Source organism: Chthoniobacterales bacterium (assembly GCA_039930045.1).
In the GTDB taxonomy this organism is placed as follows: Bacteria; Verrucomicrobiota; Verrucomicrobiia; order Chthoniobacterales; family DASVRZ01; genus DASVRZ01.
The window spans coordinates 337,783-356,981 of sequence record JBDSQB010000002.1 but is presented as its reverse complement, the minus strand read 5'-3'; the positions used below and the strand labels follow the sequence as shown (position 1 = coordinate 356,981).

The 19,199-nt window shown below is 57.8% G+C and carries 15 protein-coding genes and 1 tRNA gene; 7 read left to right on the top strand and 9 right to left on the bottom strand.

What is annotated here, in order from left to right:
• Positions 1–18 precede the first annotated feature (18 nt).
• From ABIT76_01800 to ABIT76_01775, 6 genes are all read right to left on the bottom strand, one after another.
• Positions 19–1,170, bottom strand: a complete 1,152-nt coding sequence (locus tag ABIT76_01800) for an ATPase (protein ID MEO7931869.1) — start codon at positions 1,168–1,170, stop codon at positions 19–21.
• Positions 1,167–2,702 carry a sugar ABC transporter ATP-binding protein gene (locus tag ABIT76_01795; protein ID MEO7931868.1) on the bottom strand — a complete coding sequence of 512 codons (1,536 nt, stop codon included), beginning with the start codon at positions 2,700–2,702 and terminating at the stop codon, positions 1,167–1,169. The genes ABIT76_01800 and ABIT76_01795 overlap by 4 nt, the downstream gene beginning before the upstream one ends.
• 28 nt (positions 2,703–2,730) lie before the next feature.
• A complete protein-coding gene (locus ABIT76_01790) occupies positions 2,731–3,783 on the bottom strand; it encodes a substrate-binding domain-containing protein (GenBank protein ID MEO7931867.1) in 1,053 nt (350 codons plus the stop codon).
• 93 nt (positions 3,784–3,876) lie between these two features.
• Positions 3,877–3,950 (bottom strand) — tRNA-Gly (locus ABIT76_01785).
• 8 nt (positions 3,951–3,958) lie between these two features.
• Entirely contained in the window at positions 3,959–4,720 is a 762-nt protein-coding gene (locus ABIT76_01780; GenBank protein ID MEO7931866.1) for a prepilin-type N-terminal cleavage/methylation domain-containing protein, read from the bottom strand.
• Positions 4,695–5,606, bottom strand: coding sequence for a tyrosine recombinase XerC (locus ABIT76_01775; protein ID MEO7931865.1), 912 nt, complete (start codon positions 5,604–5,606; stop codon positions 4,695–4,697). Before ABIT76_01775 ends, ABIT76_01780 begins: the two co-directional genes overlap by 26 nt.
• 277 nt (positions 5,607–5,883) lie before the next feature.
• Between ABIT76_01775 and ABIT76_01770 the strand changes: the two genes are divergently transcribed.
• The 7 genes from ABIT76_01770 (at position 5,884) to glpX (ending at position 13,318) form a co-directional block, all read left to right on the top strand.
• Positions 5,884–6,528, top strand: a complete 645-nt coding sequence (locus tag ABIT76_01770; protein MEO7931864.1) for a MotA/TolQ/ExbB proton channel family protein — start codon at positions 5,884–5,886, stop codon at positions 6,526–6,528.
• Positions 6,525–6,980 carry a biopolymer transporter ExbD gene (locus ABIT76_01765; protein MEO7931863.1) on the top strand — a complete coding sequence of 152 codons (456 nt, stop codon included), beginning with the start codon at positions 6,525–6,527 and terminating at the stop codon, positions 6,978–6,980. Before ABIT76_01770 ends, ABIT76_01765 begins: the two co-directional genes overlap by 4 nt.
• Before the next feature lie 18 nt (positions 6,981–6,998).
• Positions 6,999–7,754: a hypothetical protein gene (locus tag ABIT76_01760; protein ID MEO7931862.1), complete on the top strand. Its 756-nt coding sequence runs from the start codon at positions 6,999–7,001 to the stop codon at positions 7,752–7,754.
• Positions 7,755–7,816: 62 nt separating this feature from the next.
• The gene (locus ABIT76_01755) at positions 7,817–8,593 is read left to right on the top strand and encodes a DeoR/GlpR family DNA-binding transcription regulator (protein MEO7931861.1); all 777 of its coding nucleotides are present in this window, start codon (positions 7,817–7,819) and stop codon (positions 8,591–8,593) included.
• Between the two features lie 14 nt (positions 8,594–8,607).
• Positions 8,608–10,053 carry a rhamnulokinase family protein gene (locus ABIT76_01750; GenBank protein ID MEO7931860.1) on the top strand — a complete coding sequence of 482 codons (1,446 nt, stop codon included), beginning with the start codon at positions 8,608–8,610 and terminating at the stop codon, positions 10,051–10,053.
• Positions 10,050–12,245 carry a bifunctional rhamnulose-1-phosphate aldolase/short-chain dehydrogenase gene (locus tag ABIT76_01745; GenBank protein ID MEO7931859.1) on the top strand — a complete coding sequence of 732 codons (2,196 nt, stop codon included), beginning with the start codon at positions 10,050–10,052 and terminating at the stop codon, positions 12,243–12,245. Before ABIT76_01750 ends, ABIT76_01745 begins: the two co-directional genes overlap by 4 nt.
• A gap of 23 nt (positions 12,246–12,268) precedes the next feature.
• Entirely contained in the window at positions 12,269–13,318 is a 1,050-nt protein-coding gene (gene glpX, locus ABIT76_01740; GenBank protein ID MEO7931858.1) for a class II fructose-bisphosphatase, read from the top strand.
• Here glpX and ABIT76_01735 read toward each other — a convergent pair.
• From ABIT76_01735 to ABIT76_01725, 3 genes are all read right to left on the bottom strand, one after another.
• A complete protein-coding gene (locus tag ABIT76_01735; protein ID MEO7931857.1) occupies positions 13,315–14,142 on the bottom strand; it encodes a hypothetical protein in 828 nt (275 codons plus the stop codon). The two genes, glpX and ABIT76_01735, sit on opposite strands and share 4 nt — an antisense overlap.
• Before the next feature lie 178 nt (positions 14,143–14,320).
• Complete coding sequence (nadB, locus tag ABIT76_01730; GenBank protein MEO7931856.1) at positions 14,321–15,907, bottom strand: L-aspartate oxidase; 1,587 nt, start codon at positions 15,905–15,907, stop codon at positions 14,321–14,323.
• A 49-nt stretch (positions 15,908–15,956) separates the two neighbouring features.
• Positions 15,957–19,055, bottom strand: coding sequence for a PAS domain S-box protein (locus ABIT76_01725; protein MEO7931855.1), 3,099 nt, complete (start codon positions 19,053–19,055; stop codon positions 15,957–15,959).
• Positions 19,056–19,199 lie beyond the last annotated feature (144 nt).

Genomic DNA, 19,199 nt, shown 5'->3' with positions numbered 1-19,199 from the left:
GCCAGAGCGGAGTTTCATTTATTTCTTTCCCAACCGCACATCCGCCCAAACAGCCAGTGCCAGGACAATGCCGCGGGCGATGTATTTGGATTCGGGGCTGACGGCGAGCAGCGTCATACCATTGAGCAGGGCGGCCATGATCAAGGCTCCGAGCAAGACTCCGCCCACGGTTCCGCGTCCGCCTTTAAGGCTGGTGCCTCCGATGACGCAGGCTGCAACGGCGTCGAGTTCCATCAACGAGCCGACCGTCGTCGTGCTGGCACCGGAGTAAGCGGTTTGCAGAAATCCGGTGATCGCGACGATCAAACCCATGATGAGAAATGCGCCAATCGTTACTTTCGCCACGGGAACGCCGCTGACGACGGCCGCCTCTTCATTGCCGCCGATGGCGTAGAGGTAGCGCCCAAACGGCGTCTGTGTGGTGAGCACGTAAGCCAGAAATGCCACGCAGCCGAGCACCAGGGCGGGCAGGGGAATGCCGCGATAGGCGTTGCAGATGAGGACGAAAAAAAAGAGGGTTTGAGCCGCGACGAAGGTCTGGAGAAAGAGTTGCTCGCCGTCGATGCCGCTGGCTTTGCGGCGCCGATATTCACTCCAGCGAACCGCCGCCAAGGCTAACACAACGCCCGCCGCGAGCATGTAGCCGGCGATGGGCGGCAAATAGTAAGTCGTCAGCATCGAGTATAAATTGACCTCGCCACCGCGGCTTACCGGCACCGTCGCATTGTGGATCACGAGCCAATGCAGCCCTCGAAAAACGAGCAATCCGCCGAGGGTGATAATGAACGCCGGGACGCGTTCACGGATAATAATGGAACCCATTCCGAGCCAGATGATGGCGGCCGCAATGATGCCGACCAAGAGCGCGAGCGGAGCCGGCCAGGCGTGCTCAAAGACAAGCACCGCAGACACACCGCCGATCAATCCCACGCCGCTCCCGGCGGAGAGATCGATGTGGCCGGGAAGAATGATCAGGAACATTCCCAAAGCCAGAACGGCTGTGATCGAAACCTCGATCGCGAGCATCGAGAGATTGCGCGAGGAGAGAAAAACGGAGGATTGCACCGTAAAATAAACAAAGATGGCCAGCAGCGCTAGCGGCATGGCCAGGGCGCGGAAGGGCAATCGGCGGGCAGTGATCGGAGTGGTGGAGAGAGTCTGAGTGGTCATAGGAAGTCGGGATTGGATTTGGCCATGGCGGCGGCGAGTAGTTTTTCCTGAGTGGCTTCGGACTTGGTGAAGACGCCCCCGATCTGGCCCTCGGCAAGCATGACGATGCGGTCGCTCATGCCCATGAGTTCGGGAAGTTCGCTGCTGACCAAGACGACCGCTTTTCCCTCGTCGGTTAGGCGGTTGACCAATTCATAGACCTCCAGTTTGGCTCCGACATCAATGCCGCGGGTCGGTTCATCGAGGAAAACAACCTGCGGGCTGGTCATCAGCGCCTTGGCGAGAACGACCTTTTGCTGGTTGCCGCCGGAGAGCGTGCCGACGCGAGTTTTGAGTCCGGGAGCTTTCACGCGCAGGGAACGAAAATAGTCGTGGTTGCGCGCTTCCTCGCGCTGCTCCTGAATGAGCCCCCAGCCGCGCCAGGCGACTTGATCGAGAGAGGAAAGCGCCATGTTGAAGCCAATCGATTGATCGAGCACGAGGCCATAGCGTTTGCGGTCCTCGCTCACCACGGCGAGGCCACGGCGAATGCAATCGGTGGGTTTGGAGCGAGGGCCGAGGGCGGTGCCGTTGAGCTTGATTTCGCCCGAAGTCCGGGTGCCGTAAGCGCCGAAAATATGCATGAGCAATTCGCTGCGACCGGCTCCCATGAGGCCTCCGATGCCGAGGACTTCGCCCGCGCGGACTTGCAATGAAATGTCGCGCAACCGGGTCTTGCCGCGATGTTGGACGGAGAGATTTTTTACATCGAGTCTGAGTTCGCCCACTTGGCCTGCGCGCCTCGGGAAAAGGTCCTCGATGGAGCGCCCGACCATGTGGCGGATGACTTCATTTTTATTGGTCTCGGCAGCGTTGAGAGTGGTGATGCTTTTTCCGTCTCGCAAGACAGTGATGCGGTCGGCCACGGCAAAAACTTCGTCCAGTTTGTGGCTGATATAAACCAAAGCCATGCCGCGTTTTTTGAGATCGAGCAGCATGTCGAGGAGCACGGCAACCTCCTGCTCGGTAAGCGCGGCGGTGGGTTCGTCGAGAATGAGGATGCGCGTTTCCTTGGAGAGCGCCTTGGCGATTTCCACGAGCTGGCGATGACCCACGCCGAGATCCTGGACTTTCGCCGCCGGATCAATCGCGAGTCCGAATCGATCCAGTAAAATCTTCGACTCGCGATAAATGCGATCCCAGTCGATCAGCACGCCCGCGAAAGAGCGTGGCTCGTTTCCTAGAAAAATGTTTTCCGCCACCGTCATTTCTGGAACGAGGGCGAGTTCCTGATAGATCACACCGATGCCGGCTTTTTCGGCTTCCTTGGCATTGGCAAAGGCAACAGCACGGCCTTCGACGTGCAGGGTTCCCTCGTAACTTCCCGCAGGATGAATACCGGAAAGTGTCTTGATGAGGGTCGATTTCCCGGCTCCATTTTCACCGCACAAGGCATGCAACTCACCAGCCCGCAGGTCGAAGCTGACGCCGTCCAGAGCCTTCACTCCGGGGAATTCCTTTACCAAGCCTTCGGCTGAAAGTAGGACGTTCATGAGGGGAAAACCGGGCTACAGCCGAGTTTCAGTGCGTTCCGTAAACAGCTTCCTTCTTCTGGAATCCGTCGGCGATCACTGTTTCCATCATGTTGGTTTTATCGACGGCAAAAATATCTCCCAGAACAGACGGGACGTCGATCTGGCCGTTGTTGACGGTTTTGTTAGCGATGACAGGCTTTCCCTTGGCCATTTTTATGGCGACTTCGGCGGCATTGGACGCGAGTTTTTTGAGAGGTTTGTAGATCGTCATGGACTGCGTGCCGCCGATAATGCGCTGGCAGGCCACGAGTTCCGCGTCCTGTCCGGTGACGAGAATTTTGCCCGCGACGCCTTCCTCACTGAGTGCCTGAATGGAGCCGCCAGCCACGCCGTCCGCCGCAGCCAGAACGGCATCAAACCCGTCCTTGCCGAGCTTGCTGAGAGCGGCGTTGACGATTTTCTTGGCGTTCTCCAGTTTCCAATCTTCAGTCCAGTCCTCCCAGACGATTTGCACATCGCCCTTGTCGATCAAGGGCTGGAAAACTTCCATCGCACCCTGATGAAAAAGGAAGGCGTTGTTGTCGGTCTTCGAGCCATTTACCAGCACGATGCGGCCTTTTCCCGGCGTGGGCAGATGGTCCAGAATCCACTGCGCCTGGAGCCGGCCGACTTTGATGTTGTCGAAGCTGAGATAAACATCGAGGTCGCAGTTTTTGATGAGCCGGTCGTAGGCGATGACCGGGATGCCGGCCTCATGAGCGATTTGCACGCCCTTCGCCATGGCGGCACCGTCGTGGGGAACGATGACCAAGACATTGATTTTGCGGCTGATGAGCGATTGCACGTCGTTGATCTGCCGGGTGTCGTCGCCGTTGGCCGATTGGACGAGAACGTCCGCGCCGAGTTCCTCGCAACGCTGCTTGAAGAGGGCCGCGTCCGCCTGCCAGCGGGCTTCTTTGAGGGTGTCGAGCGAGATTCCAATCAGCGGACGCCCAGCGGTCTTGCCTACGCTTTTTATATCGCCGCTTTTCCCGAGGAAAAGACCAATGAGAATGCTGAGAACCAAGGAAACGACGACGAGACTGGATTTTAAGGACATAGGAGGATGAATCCTATAGGAAAACCGGTTTTGAGCCAATAAACCAAGAACAAAGAGGCTCACTTAACCGGTAGCAGAAAATCTCAAACCTGCTGGAGCGGGTGAAGGGAATCGAACCCTCGTATGCAGCTTGGGAAGCTGCCGTTCTACCATTGAACTACACCCGCTTTTCTTGCTACTGCCAGGAAATCACGTCGTCTTTGGAAGTGCCTGCATTTTTATCGGCAGCTCCGCCGGCCGCATCGCGCCCAAGCGACCACACAATAACCCCAGTGCTTAGTTTAGAACTGCCCGCATTGGAAGAATATGGATTATCCACCTGATTATCGTAATCGGTATCAAAGGTGATGTAATAAAACCCCTTTGCCGTACCCCATGGGTCGAGATATTGGCCAGAGCTGCCAATGCCAGCCCGTTCCTTGGCGGCTGTACCTAAATTTTTGGCGTTGGGAACTTCCAAAAAAACAATTTTCCTTGGGTTCATCGCTGTAACCAAAGCAGTGTTCGAACCAGTTGTTGTATTACTGCGGAGGATATCAATGAGTTTGGCATTATCGCTCGCTGTGGTGATTTTGGTATCTGTAGTTGGAGCAGTGGCCGCATCAAGGCTGGGATATTTACCGTATTCTGTGTAATAGCCTTTAATGGCATTGACGATTTGTAGCGCGTCGTTCTTGGCCTGAGTCTTCTTTGCGGCTTCGATGGCCGAACCGATGGTAGGAAACAGGATGCCCATTAGGATGGCGATGATGGCAATGACGGTGAGGAGTTCGACCAGAGTGAATCCGGCAGTTTGGCGGGCAGTTTTGGGGGTAAACATAGAGAACTTTCTTGCAGTCAAAATAGCGGAGCGCGCCTGTTTTGCAATGCTGATAACATTCGGACTCGCATGTGCCCAAACGCCCCGCACGCTAGGCTCGCGGATGCGCGGAATCATAGACCTTCTTGATGCGCTCCGTGGTCACGTGCGTATAAATCTGCGTCGTCGAAAGGCTGGCGTGGCCGAGCAGACTCTGCACACTGCGGAGGTCGGCCCCGGCGTCCAGCAGATGGGTGGCGAAACTGTGGCGCAGCTTGTGCGGGCTGACTTTGAGCGGAATGCTCGAGGCAGCGAGATATTTGCGGAGCATGAGCCAGATGGAACGCACGTTGATGCGCTTGCGCTGTTTGTTGATAAAAAGCGGGCCGCTGCGGACGTTGGCCACGCTCTGATATTGGGAAATACAGGTCAGCGCACGGCTTCCCACCGGGCAGATGCGTTCCTTCGCGCCCTTGCCCATCACGCGCACGGCCTCCGAATAGGGATCAAGGTCGGCCACATCCAGCCCGGCCAACTCGGACAAACGCAGGCCGCTGCTGTAAAAGAGCTCCAGAATCGCGCAGTCGCGCTGTGGCATCCAAGTCGGGGCCTGCTTCGTCAGCTGCAGCGACAGCGGGAGCGAAAAAAGCTCGTCAATCTGCGCAATCGTCAGCACCACAGGCAGACGACGCCCCATTTTCGGGAGTTGCACTTCTTTCACCGGGCTCGTCGCGAAGCCGTGCCGCTCCATCAGGAACCGGTAAAAACTGCGATACGCGGAGAATTGCAGCCGAATGTAGGAGCGCGCCACCTCGGCCTTCATTTGAGTCAGAAGGAAATTGCGAAACAGGTTCGCGTCTGCCGTGTCCCAGCCACTGAATTTCGGCTGCGCGCGCAATGTTTCCAAAGCCTGGCGGTAGGCGATAAGCGTTCTCGGCGACGAGTTGCGTTCGACTTCGAGGTATTGGAAAAACGCTTTTTCCAGACGCTGATCGCGGACTTTCAGGAGCGATTTGGGTTTCATTGAAATCTGGAAGCCATCCTACAACGATGAATGGTGGCGGGAAAGCTCGTTGCGGTGTTTCTCAACGAATCTAAAACCTAATTTCGATGGCAACCGAATAATTCTTTGACTCTTTTTTGCCAGACCCTTACCAAATCCCTGTGCTTGCACGGGCTCGGGCTCTGGCAGGCGGGTAAACGCTGGTCAAACAGCGGTCACATCAGTGATATAAAAGGGGAATCATTTTGCGAAAGGCGGGACCGGCTCGCCAAATAGCTCAACAACCAAACTGCGGTTCATGCCTATGATAGCCAACGTCGTCATCGATCAATTTCACAAGGGCGGCCCGATTATGTGGCCCATGTTAGTCGTCATGATCACGGCTGTGGCGGTGATTCTCGACCGCATCATTTGGTGGACGGCACACGCGGCCCATCGCGAACCGGCTAAACTCGAGGAAGTCTATGGCGCACTCGAAGAGGGAAACATCAGCGCCGCCTCCGCCGCTGCGAAAGACGCCCGCGATCCGGTGGTCAAAGTCCTCTGGCATGCATTGAATCATCACCACGCCTCGCTGGAGGGCGCACTCACCGTCGCGTCAGGTGCCGAATTGCAAAAAGCCGGCCGATTCCTCGTGGCGATGGACACCTTGATCACCATCGCGCCGCTCCTCGGATTGATGGGCACCGTCCTGGGAATCATGCATTCCTTCAACGCCGTCGGGGAATCCGGGCTCGAAGTATCCAAGGTTTCGGGTGGCATCGGCGAGGCGCTCATCGCGACGGCTTGCGGCCTGGGCGTGGCGGTTTTCGTGGTGCTTTTTTACAACTATTTCGGCGCGCTGGTGACGAAGCTTCAGTTTGAAATTGAGACTGCCGCCAACAACCTCGAGATCATGCTCAAGACCAGCAAAAAGCCGCGCGCGAAAGGCCAGCCCGAATGAAATTGCGTTCGCCCATACCGCACAAAAAGGCACGCATCGAGATCATTCCGCTGATCGACATCATGTTCTTTTTGCTCGCGTCTTTCATGCTCGTGAGCCTGAGCATGATCCAGATGCGCGGCATGAAAATCAACATGCCGACGGCCTCCGCGAGCACGCCGGAGCAGAAGCCGGATTTCATCACGGTAACCATCGATGTCACGGGCACGATTTATTTTGAAAAAGACAAGGTCGATCGTGATCAGCTTCTCACTCGATTGAAGGACGAGATCGCCCGCAAACCCGATACGAAAATCTACATTCGCGGCGACAAAGACTCCACTCACGGCGACGTGGTGAACGTCCTCGACTGCGTCAAGCGCGCGGGCATTACCAAGGTGGCCTTCGAGATCCGCCCCGAAGCCTCTGGCGGCAATCCTCCGCCCGCCCCACCGAAGCCGCCGACTCCTTAGATAACGAGTTCCATTCCGATGACTGCGCCACGTCTGCCCAGCCCGTCCACGGGAAAAAAAGACTACACCTTCATCGTTCTCCTGCTCGTTTCCGTCGCGTTGCATGTCGGCGCGGTTTATCTCGGTGCTTTTCTTACACCGACGACCCTGCCCCCGGTGGATAACTCGCTCGATATCGAAATCGTCGGTGAAGAAAACGAGCCTCCGCCACTCGGCACCAACGACATCGAAACGGGCCCGCCGCCAGCCCCAGAGACCACACCGCCGCCGCCCGAACCTGAGGAAACGCCTCCTCCGCCAGTCGTTCCGCAGGATTTCGCAGTGCCAGAGGAAGCTCTCAGTCCGACTCCAGCGGCAACGCCCAAACCCAAAGTCACGCCCAAGCCGCAGGCAACTCCGTCCAACACGACCAAACCGGCCCCAGCGTCCGGAGTCAATCCAAACGCGCGTCCCGGTGCCATCAAAGGCGTGGACGCCGCACACGGCGGTGTGGCCGGCGGCACGGGTGCGGTGAAATCTGGTGGTCGTGCCGACTTCATTTCCACACCAAACCTGATCGTGCCTTACAGCATGAAGCAACGCCTGCAGGGAATGAAAGCATCCGCCTCCGCGTCGATCATTTACTCAGGTGGCACGATCACGGAAGTGAACATTATTCGGAGCTCCGGAAACTCCGCCATGGATGCCTTGGTTATCAAGCATGTGCGTAGCAATTATCGGGTAAAAAGCGGTGCCGCAGGCAAGATAACTCTTCCCATTGGAATTCGACTGTGATTCCAATCGACTCAAAGTTTTATGATTGACTCCAATCATATATTGTCTTTACTTGCGGCACATTGAAAGTTGCCCTCCACCAAGTTCATGCCCGACGCGAGGGGCTCCGTGCCCTTCTAAAAAGCGACCGTTATCTCTCCATCACCCGGATCTGCCGTCTGCTCGGCGTCTCCGAGGCCACGGCCCGGCGCGACCTCGCCGTGCTCCATGAAGAGGGAAAAATCACCCGCACTTACGGCGGCGCCGTCGGCGAATACGCGGAGCATTTCCCCGCTTTCAGCGACCGCGAACGCGTGGCACCCGCCGCCAAGCAGCGCATCGCCGAGGCCGCCATTCACCAGATGAAATCGGGCGAAACCTATTTTCTCGACGCCGGCACCACGCTGCTGGCCATCGCCAAAACGCTCGCCCAGACCGCCCTCACCGATCTCACCATCGTCACCAACAACCTTCCCGTCGCCGAAATCCTCAGCCGCATGGCTGGCGTGCAAACGCATCTCCTCGGCGGACAATTTTTCAGTCGCCAGGCCGTGCTGCTCGGCGACAAGACGCAGAAAATGGCCCGGCTGTGGCAGTTCGACGCCGCCTTTCTTGGAGCCGAGGGCATGAGCGCCGAGGGCTTGTGGAATTCGCAGGCCGACGTCGTCACGTTTCAACGCACGATTTTGTCGCGCACAGAGGACGTCTTTTTTTGTCTCGACGCCACCAAGATCAATCGTAAAGCTCATTGTCCGCTCGCCAAGTGGACCGAGGTTCCGCACATCATCACCGATGCGCACGGCGACCAGCTCACCAACGCTCAAATCACTCTCACCAGCCGGCAACTCGTCGTAGCGTAAATCCCCCCTCTGTAGTGGACTTGCATCATTATCTAGCTTGCGATCTCGGCGCGGAAAGTGGACGCGTCATGTTAGGAACCCTCGACAGGGGCCGCCTCATTTTGGAGGAAATTTATCGTTTTCCGAGCGCCATTATTCAGAAGGAAGGCGACATGCGCTGGGACACCGAAGTCATCTTTGCATCGCTCCAGAGTGGTGTGCAACTCGCCTTGGAAAAGAACCTAACCATCTCAGGAATCAGCGTCGATTCCTGGGGCGTGGATTACGTTTTGTTAGATGCCGCGGGCGAAAAGCTGGCCGAGCCGCATCACTATCGCGACGAGCGCACGGACGCAGTCTTCCCGGAGGTTAGAAAAAAAATCGGCGACGAATTCATCTTCGCGGAAACAGGCATCCAGTTCATGCACTTCAACACGCTCTACCAGCTAGCGGCTGAGTTGGAGTTGAATCCCGAAGTGTTAGGAAAGACTGCTGTGTTTCTAACCATTGCCGACTACTTCAACTACCGTTTTAGCGGCACCTCCGTCATCGAGGAAAGTCTTGCGAGCACCACGCAACTCTATAATCCGCACCAGCGTAAATGGTCTTTCGACTTGATCGCGCGCGCCGGATTGCCTGAAGCCATTTTTCCGAAAATTGTCCCAAGCGGAACCTTGTTAGGAAAACTCAAGTCGAGTTCCATCGAAGTCATTGCTACCTGTTCGCACGACACCGGAGCCGCCATCGCCGCCGTTCCAACCACACCCGGCGAAGACTGGGCCTACCTTTCCTCCGGCACGTGGTCGTTGTTAGGCGTCGAGTTAGATGTTCCTCTAACCACGGAAGTCGTGCGCCAGCATAACTTCACCAACGAAGCGGGTTACGGTGGAACGACACGCTTTCTCAAGAACATCGTCGGCCTCTGGATTCTCCAGGAATGCCGCCGAGCCTGGGCCGCTTCTAACATGGACTATACCTACGGCTGGATGATGGAACAAGCCGCCGCCGCAGAGCCGTTGCGCTCGCTCATTCATCCGTCGGACGACCGCTTCATGAAACCGGGAAACATGCCCGCGAAGATCGCCGCGTTTTGCTCGGAGACAAGCCAGCCGATTCCCGAAACACCCGGCCAATTCACCCGCTGCATTCTGGAAAGTCTGGCTTTGTTGTATCGTCAGACCATTGGCGAAATCGAGCTGCTAACCAACCGCCATTTGAGTCGCATTCATATCGTCGGCGGAGGCAGCCAGAGCGAGTTGCTTAACCAATTCAGTGCCGACGCCACTGGACTCACCGTCGTTGCTGGACCCGTCGAAGCGACCGCCATTGGCAACGTCCTCGTGCAGGCGCTCGCCCTCGGCCATCTCGACTCTCTTACAGCCGGACGCCAGCTTGTGGCCGACTCTTTTTCTGTTATCACATATCAACCCAACCAAACCCAAGCGTGGCAGCAGGCTTACGCCAAATTTACTAACTTATGAGCAAGACCTATCAATTCGTTAACTACTCCTGGGACGACACCTTCGCAGCCTCTCTCGATCCCGTGGGCAGACTGATCTACCGTTCTAACATCCTCGGTGCCGACCAGCGCATAACTAACACAGGCGGCGGCAACACCTCGGCGAAGATCATTGAAAACGATCCGCTCACCGGCAAGCCCACGGAGGTTCTCTGGGTGAAGGGCAGCGGCGGCGATTTGCGTACTAGCAAACGCGAAAATTTCTCCTCGCTCTACCAGGAAAAACTTCTCGGCTTGCAGGAACTTTATGCCGCCGCTCCTGAGCGTGGACCGAAGACGGATGCCGAGGACAAAATGGTAGGCATGTATTCGCACGCTACGTTTAACTTAAACCCGCGGCCGAGTTCCATTGATACGCCGCTGCATTCTTTTATCCCGGCGAAACACGTCGATCACATGCATCCGAATGCGGCTATCTCTGTTGCTGCGTCGAAAAATTCCGTAGCACTCACCAAGGCGATCTTTGGCGACGAAGTCATTCATACTCCCTGGCTGCGGCCCGGGTTTGAGCTGGGTCTGGCCATGCAAGAAATCTGCCGCCAGCATCCAAATGCGCGCGGTATTATCATGGGCCAGCACGGCCTGATCAACTGGGCCGACGACGAGAAGGAATGCTATGAGTTGACTCTAACCCTGATCGAAAAAGCCGCAGCTTACATCGAGGCGAAGTATCAGGCCAAAGGCGGCGATGCCAAAGCTTTCGGCGGAGCCAAATATCAATCGCTCGATGAAGCGAAACGCCGCGCTACACTAGCAGCCGTTCTTCCCTGGCTGCGCGGACAAGTTTCGCAGAAAGCCCGCTTTGTCGGGACAATTCAGGACGACAAAAAAATCCTGCGCTTCGTAAACAGCGCCGACGCGCCTCGCCTCGCCGAGCTGGGTACTAGCTGTCCCGATCATTTCCTGCGCACAAAGATCAAGCCGCTCTATGTGGACTGGAATCCGCAGACGGAGGACATCGCTGCGCTCAAGAAAAAACTAGGCGACGGACTCGTGAAATATCGCGCGGACTACGCGGAGTACTATCAAAGCTGCAAGCGCACCAATTCGCCAGCGATGCGCGATCCGAACCCAACGGTGATTCTTATCCCTGGGCTTGGCATGGTCGCGTGGGGCAAAGATAAGTCTGAAAGTCGCGTGACGGCGGAGTTCTATAACTGCGCGGTCGAAGTGATGCGCGGTGCGGAGGCGATTGATGAATACATTGCGCTCCCACTCCAGGAAGCCTTCGACATTGAGTATTGGTTGCTGGAAGAAGCCAAACTCCAGCGCATGCCTGCCGAGAAAGAACTAGCACGGCAGATTCATATCGTCGTCGGAGCTGGCAGCGGCATTGGAAAAGAAACCGCGCATCGTCTCGTCAGGGAAGGCGCACACATCGTCGCAGTGGACTTGAATCAAGTAGCCGCCGAGGCGACTGCGAAAGAAATCACCGATAAGTTGGGACTCGGTATCGGCGTCGCGGGTAGCGGCATTTCCGGTTGCGGACCAGCCATCGGACTCGCTGCTAACATCACAGATCGCGCGAGCATTCGGGCGATGTTAGATCAGGTCGCGCTCGCTTACGGCGGGTTCGATGCAATTGAGGTGACCGCCGGAATCTTTGTCGCCAGCGACACGTCGGGCCACATTCCAGACGACAAGTGGGCGCTGACTTTTGGCATCAATGTTGCCGGTCTGTATTTTGTCGCCGACGAGGCTTACAAAACCTGGAAAGAGCAGGGACTCAAGGGCGCGCTAGTACTAACCACGAGCGCGAACGCGGCAGTCGCGAAAAAAGGCAGCCTCGCCTACGACACGAGCAAGGCGGCGGCGAATCATCTCGTCCGCGAACTGGCCATCGAACTTGCGCCGTTGGTTCGCGTGAACGGCGTGGCTCCGGCGACCGTTGTGCAAGGTTCTGCAATGTTCCCGCGCGACCGCGTGATTGGTTCACTGGCGAAATATAACATTCCCTACACGGACGACGAGGCGACAGAATCATTGGTTAGCAAGCTCGCGCAATTCTACGCGGATCGCACCCTAACGAAGGCGCCGATTACCCCGGCGGATCAGGCCGAAGCCTACTTCCTCCTGGTGAGTAATCGCCTGAGCAAAACGACCGGCCAGATCATCACGGTGGATGGCGGTTTACACGAGGCATTCCTGCGCTAACATTTCACCAACCCCTCCTGAATATGTCCACCTTTCACGATCCAGAACGCACCATCGAATTCGAGTTTGTCCGAGCCACGGAAAATGCCGCGCTCAATGCGTTGCGCTGGATCGGGAGAGGCGAAAAAGAAGAGGCGGATCAGGCGGCGTGCGATGCGATTTATGGTGTGTTCGATCTGGTGAACATCTGCGGCGAAGTCGTCATCGGCGAGGGGATCAAGGACGATGCGCCGGGGATTTTCCTGGGAGATAAACTAGGAACTTGGCGGGAGGGCGCGCCGCATTTTGACATAGCGCTCGATCCGGTGGATGGCACCACTAACATCTCGAAAGGAATGGCGAATTCCATCTCTGTCATTGCTGCGGCAGAGGTTCCCGAAGGCCAGAAAGCGATGATGAATATCCCGAGCTATTACGCGCACAAGCTGGCCTATGGACGCGACGTGGCGGAGGCGATCCGGAAATTTAATGTCGCCGCAGACTGGCTCGACCAGCCGCTCTCGGAGACGCTCGCCTTCATTGGTCGCATCTTGGGAAAACGTGTCTCGGATCTCGTTGTGCAGGTTTTGGATCGTCCGAGAAATGAGACGTTTATCCAGCAGGTGCGCGAGGCGGGTGCGACGTTGCGGATGATTTCCGATGGAGACATTACGGCGGCAGTCGCGCCGGCGTTGGTCGATAGCGGCATCGATCTGTATGTCGGAATTGGCGGCTCGCCAGAAGGAGTGCTAACCGCGACGGCGTTGCGCGCACTGGGTGGCGACATTCAGATGCGGATGTGGTTTCGCGATCACGATGAACGCGAGGCGTTGCGCGGGACGCTTTCTGATAACGATCTAACTCGTATCTACACGGCCGATGACATGGTTCACGGCGACAGCGCCATTTTTTGCGCCACGGGAATCACGGACAGTCCGCTCCTGCCTGGCGTAAAAATGATCGGGCACACAGCGATCACGCATTCGATCCTGATGCGAGCTCGCAGCCAGACGGTGCGGTACATTCGTGCCGTACACAATTTACAGCGGAAAACGATTCATCTCCGCAGCGACCGCGCCGATCACAAAATCTAGTTGGTCTTGTTTTCCACTACCCGCTCCGTCGTGCGACGGGCGTTCTGGACGAAGGGATTATTGTCGCCGTAACGCGCCCATGGTCCGGGCGGCACATCGCGGAACTCGACAAATTTCCAGTCGCAATGGTCGGTGTTGTTCATCCCGAGATAATCGCGGACGGCTGGCGAAACATCGAGACCGGCGCCGCCATTCAGATTCCAGCGGGGGAGTTCGTTGCCGAAGACGTATTGCCAGTGATCGGTGCGAAACGGTCCGCAATCCTCCCATTGCGCGAAGCAGACGCGATTGCCGCGGCGGATGGCCAGCCAGCGGCCTTTGCAAACGGACTGCCCAGGCTCGCGATAGGCACGGCGGAACCAGGGAATGACGAATTTTGCCTCCGGCTTGTGCGCACTGGAGTTGATGATGTCATTGTAAGGCAGCGCGATGTAGAAAGGATTTTGGCGAGGGAGGAATCCAACTGGAACGAAGTTTCTCCGCGCGGCTGGATCGGGATTGTCGGTGCCGCCGTAGTTGGACTTCCAGTTCACATCCCAGGAACTACGGATGTTATCGACGGGGTTGTTTTGGCCGGCGTTTTCACCGATCCAGAAGGTGGTGGTGACGATGTTGCGCTTCCACGGGTAGCCGCCGTTTCCGTAGAGCGCACCGTAAGTCGAGGTCGAGGGCAGGACGACTTGGGGTTGAATCTTCGAGAGGGCGTCCTCGCGAAGTTTCATCGCATATTTCTCAAAGTCGGAGCTGCTTTGATATGGGTCCGCCGCCATGGCGGGCAAGCTGAGGCCAAGCAGAATGGCGATGAGCAGGCGTGGGAAATTCATAGGTCGTGCGGGGGAGCAGATTTTTATAAAGATTAACCCATCCCGTCGCAACTGCAAAACCCGCGTGCGGCGGGTGTCAAAGCGGACTTTCAGCGGGCTCATACGCTTTTAATAAGCATAAGGCAGACCACCGATTCGGGCTGGGCGCAGGTTTTAAGACGCCTGGCTCGGAAATTGTTCAATATCGCCGGATGAGCGTGTCTTTTTTCCAATGCAGATCGTCCGTTTGCGGGTAATCGAGATTGAAATTAAGGCCGCGGCTTTCCTTGCGACTGAGGGCGCTATCGACAATCAGGCCGGCGACAGTGACGAGGTTGCGCAGTTCCAGCAGGTCGGTGGTGAGCTTGAAATTCCAGTAAAAATCCTGAATCTCGCGGCGCAAATTTCGTAATCGAGTTGCAGCACGCTGGAGGCGTTTGTCGGTCCGCACAATGGCCACGTAATCCCACATCAGGCGGCGGATTTCGTCCCAGTTATGGTAGATCACGACGAGTTCGTCCACGTCTTGCACATTGCCAGCGCGCCATTCGGGCAGGCGGTATTCCTCGTGATTGGCCGAATAATCGAGCGTGGCCGCCTTGTCGCAGGCGCGCTTGGCCATGACGACTCCCTCCAGCAGCGAATTACTCGCCAGCCGGTTCGCGCCGTGCAATCCGGTGCAGGCCACCTCGCCGATGGCGAAGAGTCCCTTCAAAGTCGTCGCGCCGTGAATGTCCGTCTTCACGCCGCCGCACTGATAATGCGCTGCCGGCACCACCGGGATTGGCTGCTTCGTAATGTCGATCCCGAAGCGCAGACAGGTCTCGTGAATGTTCGGAAAATGACGCATCACAAACTCCGCAGGTTGATGCGAAATATCGAGGTAAACGCATTTTGCGCCGGTGCGTTTCATCTCCGCATCGATCGCGCGGGCCACAATGTCGCGCGGGGCGAGTTCCATGCGAGGGTCGGCTGTTTCCATGAAGCGGACACCTTTTTCATTGCGCAAAATACCGCCCTCACCGCGCACGGCCTCGCTGATGAGGAACGATTTTGCCTCCGGGTGAAACAGGCAGGTCGGATGGAACTGGATGAATTCCATATTCGAAATCGTCGCCCCGGCGCGCCAGGCCATGGCTACGCCGTCGCCGGTCGCGATGTCGGGATTCGTCGTGTAAAGATAGACTTTTCCACAGCCGCCGGTGGCGAGAACGATCCGGTCGCTGCGGACGGTTTCCACTTCGCCGGTGTGTTCATTGAGCACGTAAACGCCCAACACGCGATCCTCCGTTGCGTAGCCGAGTTTGCCGGTGGTGATGAGATCCACGGCCATGTGATTCTCCAACAAATCGATCTGCGGATGATTCGTGACGGCAGCGATGAGGGCGCGCTCGATTTCTTTTCCAGTGAGATCCGCGGCGTGCAAAATGCGCCGCCGCGAATGTCCGCCTTCCTGCGTGAGATCGACCTCGCCCGTTTTGCCCTCGTCGAATTGCACGCCGAGATCGATCAACTCCTGAATTCGCTCCGGGCCGTCCATCACGATTTGGCGCACTGCAACCTCGTCGCAAAGCCCCGCGCCGGCTACCAACGTGTCATTCACATGCAAGTCGAATGAATCCTCATCGCTCGTCACACAGGCCACGCCGCCTTGGGCATAAGCTGTGTTGGACTCCGATCCAGTGCGTTTTGTAATCAGGGCCACCCGGCCCGTGGCCGCCGCTTTGCGAGCAAAAGTGAGTCCTGCCACTCCGCTGCCGATCACGACAAAGTCATAATTTTTCATTTGGAATAGGCAGCCTGCCAGAACGTCGCCGGGCGGTCCAGTTTTAGAGTCAGAGCGAGGCCAGCGCCTGCCGGAGACGGGTGAAATCCACGGGTTTGATCAGGTGCAGAATGAAACCGGCGTCGCGGGAACGGGCCATGTCGTCTTCCATGCCGTAGCCGCTGAGAGCGATGCCGCGCAGGCCGTATTGCGCCCGAAGCTTTTGCATCAGCTCGTGACCCGTGCCGTCGGGCAGGCCGAGATCGGAGATGACGAGGTCGAATGTTTCCTGACTCGCGGCGGCCAATGCGGCAGTGGCGGAGGCGACCGGGACGACTTGATGCCCGTCGCGGGAAAGCAGTCTTGTGAGAACAAGCAAAGTCGAATCGTGGTCCTCGACGAGCAGGAGCCGGAGCGGAGTTTTCTCGAGAGCGGCGGTGGGCAGGGTGCCGTTGGGGTGTCCTTTTATAATAGGCTGGAGACCGGTCGGTAGAGTCGCAGGAATGTCGATGACGAAGGTCGCGCCCTGACCCGAGCCGGCGCTTTGGGCGCGAATGCTGCCGTGATGCACCGCCAGAATGGCGCGGGCGATGGCGAGTCCGAGTCCCATGCCGCCGAAACGATGGTCGCCGGTGAGCCCGCCCTGCTCGAACGGGGTGAAAATCTGATCCAGCAATCCGGGTTCGATGCCAATGCCGGAGTCGGCGACCTCGATTTGCAACCGGTCTTCGTGATCGCGCGTCTGGATCGTAATCTGGCCCTGGCGCGGAGTGAATTTCACGGAGTTGCGCAGCAGGTTCCAGATGACTTGCTGGAAACGCGCCGGGTCGGCATCGACTTCGTTGCGAGTCGCCTGGAAGTCGCAGGTCAGTGTGAGTTCCTTGGCCTCGGCGTCTTGCCGGACGATCTCCACGGCGAGCCGGATGAGGGCGTGCGCGTCGCAAGGCTGTGTGCGGAGTTGGAGCTTGCCCTGGGTGATGCTCGTGACGTCGAGCAAATCGTCGATCAGCCGGGCTTCCAGGGCGATGTTGCGCTCGATCATTTCAAGCTGCTCCTGGATCTCGCCAGGGAGACGGTCGTCGTGGCGGAGCGTGGCAGCGGTCATCAGCACCGGCGTGAGCGGAGTTCGAAGCTCATGGGAAAGCGCGGCGAGAAAGGCGTCTTTCGCGAGATTCGCCGCCTCGGCCCTGCCCTGCGCGAGCTTCAAATCCTGAATATCGGTGTTCGTGCCAAACCATTTGCCCGGCCCCGTTTTGGGGTCGTGCATCGTCTCCGCCCGGGTGATGAACCAGCGATAATCGCCACTTCCATTACGCAGGCGGAACTCCGTCTCGTAGTGTTTACCGGTGGTGATCGAGTCGTGCCATTGCTGGGTCACGCGGTCGAGGTCTTCGGGGTGAAGGAAACTCGCCCAGCCTTGGCCGAGGAGTGCGTCCGCAGAGGCGAGGCCGAAATAATCGACGCATTCCTGGTTCACATAATTGATGTGCCCACGTTCATCGGCCATCCAGACCTGAAGCGAAACCACCTCGGAGAGCAGCCGGAAACGCTCGGCGCGCTCCCGCGACTCGGCCTCGGCCCGGGCGCGCTCGATCGTGGACCAGCAGCGCTCCACGACTTCCTCGACGAGTCCGATTTCGTCCACGGTCCAATGGCGCGGCTGCGTCTGATGCACAGCCATCATCGCGTGCAGCTTGCCCTCCTTCACCAGGGGACAGCAAATCAGGGCCTTGATCCCGATGGCATTGAACATCTCCGCTCCATCCTCGAGGGAGAGTTCCGCATCGACATCGTGCAAGACCAGCGTGCGGCCCGCGTGCATATCCGCCACGGCGCGCGGACCAAACAGAGTCAAATGGTACTCGCCCCGCGAACTGGCGCAGCCGTCGGTGTAATCGTTCGGAATGACGAATTCATCCGTCGCTGGATTCACCTCGGCGTAGGCGCAGCGCGACGTTTTCATGTAACGACCGAGCGCCTGCGTGGTCACTTCCATAATGGCCTCGCCATCGAGCAGCGTCCGCGTGGACTCTCCCAGTTCGTTCAGAAAAACACCCCGGTGATGGATCGATTGCATCTGGCGCGCGGCCTTTTTCTTCTCCGTGACATCGTGAAAAACAAGGATCACTCCGAGAACCTCGCCATTCTCCGCCCGGATCGGCGCGGCGGAATCCTCGATCGGCACTTCGATGCCTTGGCGCGAGCGCAGCACCGTGTGATTCGCCAGGCCCACCACGACGTTCTCGCGAAGGACGCGCTCCACGGGATTCTCCGCCACGGCTCCGGTCTGCTCGTTGAAAATAGCGAAGACCTCCGGCAGCGGACGGCCCTGGGCGTCGGCATTCGTCCAGCCCATCAATCTCTCAGCGGCGGCATTCAGAAACTCCACTCGCCCGCGCCGGTCTGTCGCCACCACCGCGTCGCCGATGGAGTGCAGAGTGACTTGCAACTCGCTCGCCCGCCGTTCCGCCGCCGCTAAGCTGTCCTGGTAGGCACCATTGGCCCGGCGCAGGAGGCCTTGCAGGAAAAAGACCAGCGTCGGGATTCCTATCAATGCGGACAGACCGAGGAGGGCAAAGAGGGCCAGCTCGATGGCGTGCAACCTTTCAGCACGCCGCAGCCGGAGATGATGTTCCCCGGCGATGAATTTCTCCAGCGTGTCCTGCGTTTGATCCATCAACTGCCGTCCCTGCTGCAGCACCTCCGGGGCTGGGTCCGCCTCGCCGCGCTTCATCTTGGAAAGGTAGTTGGCCACGAGTTGCATCCAACTCTCCGCCGTGTGGCGCGCCTCCCGGACGAGGTCCTGCTGCGGCCGATTGTCCGAGACCAGATTGGTTAATTCATCAAGTTGCGGCAGCACTTTCAGACGCGCCGCGGCGTAGGGGATGAGAAATGTTTCATCGCGCCCAGCTCGGTAGCCGCGGACTCCATTTTGCAGGGTGATGAGGAGATTCTGGGATTCACGAGCCTTCAGGATGACCTCGTTGGTGTGCTCCACCCGGTCGGACGAATGGAGCAGGAGCAACACCAGTGCCACCAGCATGAGCAGCGGCCCGCCGAGAGTGAGGATCAGCACCTTGCTGGAGCGATTCAGTAGCTGGCGAAAACTTTTTTCACCGAGAATGCGCTGCGCCTCAAGCTTGGCAGTGGGCGAAGAAAGGTTCGGCATGGAGCACAAGCTTTTTACAAGGGCAGGCAGACACTGGCAATTCGAGTTACAAACGAATGCTGGAATCGTTTGGATGCCTCACGGGAAGTGCTGAACCTGAGTAAAAAATAAGAGCCGAAAAGGAAGCGTCCGGCATGGTTTGAG